This is a genomic window from Neobacillus niacini (genome assembly GCF_023715415.1).
In the GTDB taxonomy this organism is placed as follows: Bacteria; Bacillota; Bacilli; order Bacillales; family Cytobacillaceae; genus Neobacillus; species Neobacillus niacini_C.
Window position 1 is genome coordinate 558,641 of record NZ_JAMBOB010000003.1, and the last position, 8,029, is coordinate 566,669.

An 8,029-nucleotide genomic window follows, 5' to 3' on the forward strand; every position below is an offset into this window, starting at 1 on the left:
GAATACTCATCTTTAACATTAGAAACTTCCCCTCAGTCCAAGAGATTATTTTCGATAATGAACCTCAGCTAAATCCATCAATTGCTGTGTTAATCCCTCGATTTTTTCTTTTGGACATTTACTCGCTCTTAGCTGCCGCTTTATCTTCTTCCGCATTTCCCTTTTTACATCCTCTTTTTCAGTCCATTCTATTACTGCCTGTTCTTGAATGTCCTCTGTGATGATATGGGTCAATTCCTTCAAAGCTTCTTTATCTTCCTCATCAGGCAACTGCTGTTCAAGCATTTGGAAGAACGGATACTGCTCTCTGGTAAAGCCGTGTTCCTGGCTTTTTTGAGCCGTATTACGCATTTCTTGGACCATTTCTCTATATTCCTCTAAAAGCTCTTCTATTGTCATTTGACGGTCTTTACGCCTTTGCAGCAGTTCCTCCAGGCGTTCCTTTAAAGAAGTGTAAAGGACTGGGTTTTCATCAATTTTTACTTTGATTTCGTGACGTATCGCATGTTCCATCTCTGCAGCTTTTGCCTCTGGAGTTGTCGCATCCTCTAACTGTTTTTCAAACTTGTTGGACAAAATGTCTACTGGCTCATGTAGGACTTCAATATTGGTTGCAAATAAATACTCTTCTATTAGTTCTTTAACCTTTTGACCACAATCTGAAATATCCATACTGTCTTCCCTATAACGGGATTTTGCTAATTGCCGAATTTTACCTAGAAATTTCAAGTCATTTAAATAAGGTTTACCCTTTGGGCTAGGTAAAATCATATCCATACTTTCGGAGAACTTTTTAAAAGATGTATCAAATTCATTTCGGACATCTACGGGTTCAAGAATTTGGATACAACCTTCAATATCATCTTTCCGTACATAATCAAAAAATCTCATTGCACTCCTATGACGTGATTGCAGTCGGGGGATTTCCGAATCAACACTTTGTAATGCTCCTTTAATATCCTGTTCAGCAAAGACCCCTAGTGCTTCTTCAAGGAACCGTGAAACTCCGAAATAATCAACGATTAATCCATAGGTCTTTTTATCATAAGTTCGATTAGTTCTAGCAATGGCTTGTAATAAGTTATGCTCTTTTAATGGCTTATCTAGATACATGACCTGTTCTATCGGGGCATCAAAGCCCGTTAGCAGCTTATCGCAGACAATGATAAAACTAAGGGAATCATCACTCATTGGCTTTTTATAGCGTTCTATGACTCTCTTTTCTTCATCCTTAGACAAGTGGTGTTTCCTCATTCGTTCCTCATCATTATGCCCACCGGAAATAATGACTTTTGATTCATAATCACTTAATTCATCAAACATCTCTTTATAAGTAACAGCAGCATCCCTAGTAACAGCAACAACCTGGGCTTTAAAGCCATTGGGTTTAATATGTGTTTCATAATGCTCAATCATATCTAGGACGATTCTTCTAATTCGCTTTGGAGAAGAAATAATCGCTTCCTCTGTTACATATCTCTTTTTTATCCGTTCACGGTCTTCTTCGCCATAGTCACGAAATTTTCGGTCAAATAATTCGTCTAGCGAATCACCTTGAACATGTAGGTCCACCATTCTTGCCTCATAAAAAATAGGAACCGTTGCACCATCTTCAACTGCTTGTTCAATTGTGTATTTATCTATGTATGTTCCAAATGTCCGAATGGTACTTTTATCTTCCTTATCAATTGGCGTTCCAGTGAACCCCAAATAACAAGCATTAGGCATAGCGATACGCATATTCATGGCTAATCCACTGTACTGTGTTCGGTGGGATTCATCTACCATAACAAAAACATTTTCTTCCTTTGTTAATTCAGGGTATTCGTTCTTTTCTGCATCTTCTTGGAACTTCTGTACTAACGTCATTACCGTTGTACCAGAACCTAGTTGCAACAACTCCTTTAATTTAGCAACTGAGGCAGCTTGTTGAGGATTGGGGAAACCGCACCTACGGAAAGTGTTTGTTATCTGCTCATCTAAGTCCTTACGGTCGGTAACAATGACAATCGTTGGATTCTTTAGTTCCTTTATCCGACGTAGTTTAACGGCTAAAAACACCATTGTTAAGGACTTGCCGCTACCTTGAGTATGCCAAACTACACCGCCACGGTTTCGAGGGTCCTCTGCATGTAAAATGCGATTAATCGCCTTATTAACAGCTCTGTATTGCTGATAACGTGCTAACTTTTTGATTGTTCGTCCCTCTACCGGCTCATAAACAATGAAGTTTTGAATAAGGTCTAGTATGTTTTCTTTTGGAAACATCCCGGTGACCAGAATATCTTGGGTAGAAGGATTATCTCCAATTTCTGCAACCGTTCTTGGGTATGGGTCTTTCCATTCACCATAATGCTGCACTTTTGCTCCAATGGTTCCAGCTTTTGCTCGGTCATTACTTGTAGCAATGAGTATTTGGTTGTAATAAAATAATTGCTCACATTGGTCTTGGTAACGTAAAAGTTGTTTTACTCCTTGTCCAATTTGCTCATCTGGCGACAGAGTTGGACTTTTACATTCGATAACTGCCATTGGAATACCATTAACAAAAATAATGATGTCTGGGCGAATGGTTCCTCTTGCATTTGAAATCGTGAATTGATCCACTACCAAAAACTCATTATTTTCCGGACGTTCAAAGTCAATCAATTTAACTGTCTGATTTTTTTTGCCTTTACCGAGGTCTTGCTGTATAGAAATCATGTTGATGAGGGTTTCATGGAATGATTGATTTGCTTCCATTAAACTTGTCGCTTGGATATGAGTAATTGTACGAACAATTTTATGTAAATTGTTCTCTGAAACCCAGAGGTTTAATTTTTGGATTGCTTTAATAAGTCGTTCTTTTAATATGACTTCTCCCTGAGATTCACGTTCAATATCAAGAGAGGGACCATGAACGTGTTCATAGCCCATTTCTTTTAATTGATTAATAAATCGATTCTCAACTAGCGTCTTTTCGGTCCAATCACCTTTGGTGGTCATGGGGTAATCGCCTCTTCTTCATCAACTTTCACTCTTACTTTTCCAGTCAGAAGGTCTTGCATTAGGCCTTTTTTAGTAGATTGGAGCTGACCTAATTTTTCTGTTTCTGTTTTTATTTTCCTATCAATTGAACCTATATACATTGAAATTTTTCTTTGTTCTTCAATCGTAGGTAGGGGTATTGCTAACCGTTTAATATCCTTTAATACAATCCTTTTTATTGCAGATCCACTTCTGAACTTTTCTAAATTCCAATAAAATAAATTTGATTGAAGATAATACATTAAATATTCAGAAGAAAGTTTGTGTAAATTTGGTCTAATTATAGCAATTGATGATAGCAAAACTATTTTACTTTCTTGATTAAATACTAGTGTCTTGCCTATTGTACCGTCTTTGGATAATAAAACATCATTTTTCACCGGAGCACATGAATTACCAACTAACTCATCAAAATCCTCTTTTGAAATTGTACGACATGACTCAATATCCAAGAAATCATTTCTCATATTTTCAACAGTGGCAATTGGTAGACCGTGCTCGTATGTTGGTGGGGATTTATGTGCACCATCAGTTATTTTTATAGTAATTTCCTCTAAACTTACGTACCCCCACTCTTCGGGTATTTCACCAATTTCCGTTGGTTTAAACTTCGTATGCCCAATTCCTTTTGTAAGCAGTTGTTGTATTAACCCTTTTTTTACTTTGGTACTTTGTTCAATTATGTCTTCAGTTTTTTCGATTGCTTTATCAATCGAGTTTAAAATAGACGTTATTTTCTTTTGTTCTTTATTGGTTGGAATTGCAAACTTAAAACTTCTTAAACTTGCAGATGTAATTTGATTAATAGTAGCCCCTAGGTTTGCAAATATTTGCTTTTTAAAAAGATGTGAATTAAAAAGGTGAAACAAAAACGGATTGTATTTGCTTCTGTAGACGGTCATAAATGCACCGAATGAATATCCCTCATTTTCTTTATTTATAAATGCACATTTACCAATTAAATTTTTACTACCATTTCGAGAACAAATTAAAATATCGTTTTCTTTTGTTAATAACTTATTAGGAATATCAAGGTCAACATACTTATTATCTTTAAATGATAATTTATTTCCTCTAATATTAGATGAACGTAAGACAAGTATTCCGGCATTTTCAACCAGGTCTTCGGGTTTATATGTCAAGCCAATTATGGCATCACCTAATTCCTCTAAAGATTTAACTTGCCATTCTTTCGGAATTTTACCTAGTTCCGAATCTTTAAACTCTGTATCCTTTGTTTCAATCACAATACCCCAGCTCCTTCAAAAAACCATACATCTCACTTTCAATATCCTTACGTTCGTTTTCCAATTTCTCAAGTTCAGTCAATATCATAGTTACATTTATTTTCTCTTCCTCTTCCGAAGTATCTATATACCGGGCAATATTTAAGTTGTAGTCATTATCTTTAAGCTCCTCTATTGAAACTGAACGACAGTATTTCTCAACATTTTCCCATTTGTCATAATGAGAAACAATTTTATCAATATCCTCATTACGTAACGTATTCTGATTTTTTCCTTCTAAAAAATCTTCTGCACCATTTAGAATAAATATTTTCCCTTTTTTATTTTTATCCTTATTTCGGTTTAATAATAATAAACAAGCTGGTATACCTGTGCCGTAAAATAGATTTGATGGTAAGCCTATAACTGCTTCAATAACATCTTTTTCAATCAAACCCTTTCGTATAGCCCCCTCTGCTCCACTTCTGAACAGAATCCCATGGGGCATAACTACTCCAGCCCTACCCTCATAATTTAGTGTTGCAACCATGTGTTGAACAAAGGCTAAATCACCTTTATCTTTTGGAGGTATACCGAATTGGAAACGTCCATATTCATCACTTTCAGCTTCTTCTCTTCCCCAGTTACTTAAACTGAACGGAGGATTCGCAATTACACGATCGTAAAGAATTAGTTCTCCACCTTCCAGTAACTTAGGTTCACGAATGGTATCTCCTTTTTCAATACGGTGATCACTTAGCCCATGTAGCAATAAGTTCATTTTGCAGATTGCCCATGTATTTAGGTTACGTTCTTGTCCATGCAAAGTTAAATTACGTGGGTTACCGCCTTGCGATTTAATATAGTCAACCGATTGAATTAACATACCACCAGAGCCAACTGTTGGGTCACATACTCGCATTCCTTCTTTTGGCTTAATTAGCTTTACAATCAATTCAACAACTTTGCTTGGAGTGTAGAACTCGCCGCCTTTTTTACCAGCATCATCAGCAAATTGTTTAATTAGGTACTCATACGCCCGACCAAGCATATCTGGTTCTGATAAATTTGCATTTGTTAAATTGATTGCAGAAAAGTGACCTATGAGCTGTAGTAGCAACCTGTCTGGTAGCTTCTCTTTATCATTAAAATCTATCGTTACTAGAACTCCTTGCAAGGAGGCGTTATCTTCTTCAAGAGCCTCGAACGCTTTGTTAATGGTATCACCAATGTCTTGTGTTTGAGCCTGGATATGAGTCCATCTTGCACGTTCTGGAACGAAGAATTGGTGTTCATCATGGTCGTACCACCCGTAATCGTCACCCTCTTCCTCCTCAATTCGTTTAGCGGTTTCTACAAATACATCATTTAAACGCTTTAAAAACAATAATCCAAAAATGTAATTTTTGTAGTCAGATGAATCAATGGAACCTCTTAGAATATTTGCTGATTCCCATAGATGGGATTCCAGTTGCTGCAACGTTAATTGTGCCATATTAAATCTCCTTTTTTTCTATTACCGTAATATGTAAATTAGTCCATCTTTACTATATCAAAAAAAGCTGGTGGAATGACTACTTTGATATTAATTTTTATTACTAATTAGCTTTCCAAAAAGGAGGTATTTAACTCCCTGTCACTTATGGTGTTTCCGATTCTAGAAATTATAAGTTTTGTACAAACAAAAAATCACCTAAAAATGCTGTTGTTTTTGCTTTTGCCAATGTCTAGAAGTTAGTCTAGAATAGAGTGTGCAAAAGATATAAGACTTTTAGACAACAAGAAAGGCCGGACAACTATGGCAATCATTGGTTATGCTAGGGTATCTACTAAAGACCAGGAATTAGACTTACAAATCGACAAATTAAAAGAATATGGCTGTGAAAGAATCTTTATGGAAAAGCAAAGTGGTGCTAAATCCGACCGAGAGGAACTTGCTAAGGCTTTGGACTATTTAAGAGATGGTGATAAACTTGTTGTATACAAGCTAGACCGGTTGGCTAGGAGTACATTTGATTTACATAAAATCGCAAAAGAGCTGCAAAGCCGGAGAATATCTCTTGTATTCATTAAAGAGCAGATTGATTTTTCAACACCGGCTGGAAAGCTAATGTTCACAATGCTTGGTGCTATTGCAGAATTTGAGCGTGACCTCATAGCCGATAGAACGACAGAAGGGCGTGAGAGGGCAAAAGCTCAAGGGAAACACATGGGGCGTATTGGGAAGGCAGAAAAGGACGTTAAAAAGGCTTTAAAGCTATATAACGAAAGAGAATCCAATGGACTAAGCGTGAATGATATTTTTAAGATGACCGGCGTTCCTCGTTCTACTATTTATGCTAAGGTAAAAGAGAAATTTTTAGATATTAATAATAAACTTGGGGCTAATTAAAATAGGAAGAAAGAGCTTGGGAAACACCAAGCTCTTTTATATACGCTCTTTAAATTCGCTTTTATTCATTATCGTATTCATAAATAATATTATTAACTTCCAATGTCTCAATTTCTTTAACTTCTGCGTTTTTTTCATCAAAGATTACTATATTGTATTGAGGACCCATTGCACTTTTAAACATAATTCCATCAAATCCTTTTGATTTAATTAATTCAGTAATAAATTGTGTCGGTAAATACTCTATTTCAGATTTATCCGGGTCAACAGGAGTACTCAATTCTTGTGAAAAGTAGGTCAATAATTTGTCTACTTCTAAAACTTTATATGGGGAATCGAATAAGAAAGGTGAGAGTCGCCCCTTTAGTAGATTAACAACTCTTAAACCTTTGTTTAATTCAATTTGTGCCACTGTTATTTTTGAACCTTTCCATGGTCTAATTTCCGCTACACATGTTGGTTCATCAATAGAACAATACAAGTAACTAATACCATGTGGATTAGATCTTCCAGCCTTTGCAAGGGCAGAAGGTGGAGCCATCATTTTATCAATAGGTTGTTGACCCATTCTTGCCCTATATAATGTGAGCCCCTCTGCCAAATATGTAGTCCGATTATATAAAACATCATCAAAGCTATTATTAAAAACCGTTAATTGTGTACTAGGAAAAAATCTATTTGCGTGCTTTAGTTCTTCTTTAAATCTTTCCCAAATGTCTTCCCAACCTTCTAATGGGTGAGTAAATGTAAAGGATTCAGTTATCCTTGAATACAAATTATGTGGGTCTATATATTCTAACGGGTCACGCATTTTATCCGCATTTAGTATGTCAAAAAGCATATTTTCATCTGTTCCAGTTCCTTCAATTTCAAATGAAAAAATATTCCAATCTTCATTAATTAGATTAATAAGAGAATCGCCAAATTCACTTGGATCTGGGTGAATTTCTGGGTGAAAGTATTCATATGGCTCTGTGCTTCCATAATGTTTGAACAGCCTTTCAAAGTACTCGGTAAGTGCATCAACCGGAATAATAAATACATCTTCGTTTTCGCAATAATTACACTCTCCGATTTCACCATTATCAACAATCTTAGTGACAATATATAAGTCACTAAAACATTTTTCGCAACAATTCATTTAAATTTTCCTTTCTAATTAAATGCCTTAATTTATATACAATTAAATAAATTGTACCACTTTCATTAAAATAAATAGAGTAGGCGCATGAAATAACTCATGCGCCTCTCACAGTTCCGTACGTGAGTCTGTCTAACAATTATTTATAATTTTATAAAGTACTAAAAAAATCATGAATATTTATGACAAAAATAATTAAAATCACAAAAGTCATTAAAAAAGGGGGACAAATCCCCCTTTAAT

General features: G+C 35.6%; 5 protein-coding genes. 1 reads left to right on the top strand and 4 read right to left on the bottom strand.

The genetic code is table 11. The features are described 5' to 3' along the window. Nucleotides 1-45: 45 nt before the first annotated feature. The 3 genes from M3189_RS09240 to M3189_RS09250 are packed head-to-tail and all read right to left on the bottom strand — an operon-like array spanning nt 46 to nt 5,748. The gene (locus M3189_RS09240; protein ID WP_251633563.1) at nt 46-2,985 is read right to left on the bottom strand and encodes a type I restriction endonuclease subunit R; all 2,940 of its coding nucleotides are present in this window, start codon (nt 2,983-2,985) and stop codon (nt 46-48) included. After that, the gene (locus tag M3189_RS27125; protein ID WP_251633564.1) at nt 2,982-4,274 is read right to left on the bottom strand and encodes a restriction endonuclease subunit S; all 1,293 of its coding nucleotides are present in this window, start codon (nt 4,272-4,274) and stop codon (nt 2,982-2,984) included. The genes M3189_RS09240 and M3189_RS27125 overlap by 4 nt, the downstream gene beginning before the upstream one ends. Beyond that, nucleotides 4,267-5,748, bottom strand: coding sequence for a type I restriction-modification system subunit M (locus tag M3189_RS09250; protein ID WP_251633565.1), 1,482 nt, complete (start codon nt 5,746-5,748; stop codon nt 4,267-4,269). The genes M3189_RS27125 and M3189_RS09250 overlap by 8 nt, the downstream gene beginning before the upstream one ends. A gap of 303 nt (nt 5,749-6,051) precedes the next feature. Here M3189_RS09250 and M3189_RS09255 point away from each other — a divergent pair, with 303 nt between their 5' ends. Further along, nucleotides 6,052-6,645: a recombinase family protein gene (locus tag M3189_RS09255; RefSeq protein ID WP_251633566.1), complete on the top strand. Its 594-nt coding sequence runs from the start codon at nt 6,052-6,054 to the stop codon at nt 6,643-6,645. 61 nt (nt 6,646-6,706) lie between these two features. Here M3189_RS09255 and M3189_RS09260 read toward each other — a convergent pair whose 3' ends face one another. After that, entirely contained in the window at nt 6,707-7,786 is a 1,080-nt protein-coding gene (locus M3189_RS09260) for an RES domain-containing protein (RefSeq protein ID WP_251633567.1), read from the bottom strand. Nucleotides 7,787-8,029: the final 243 nt, after the last annotated feature.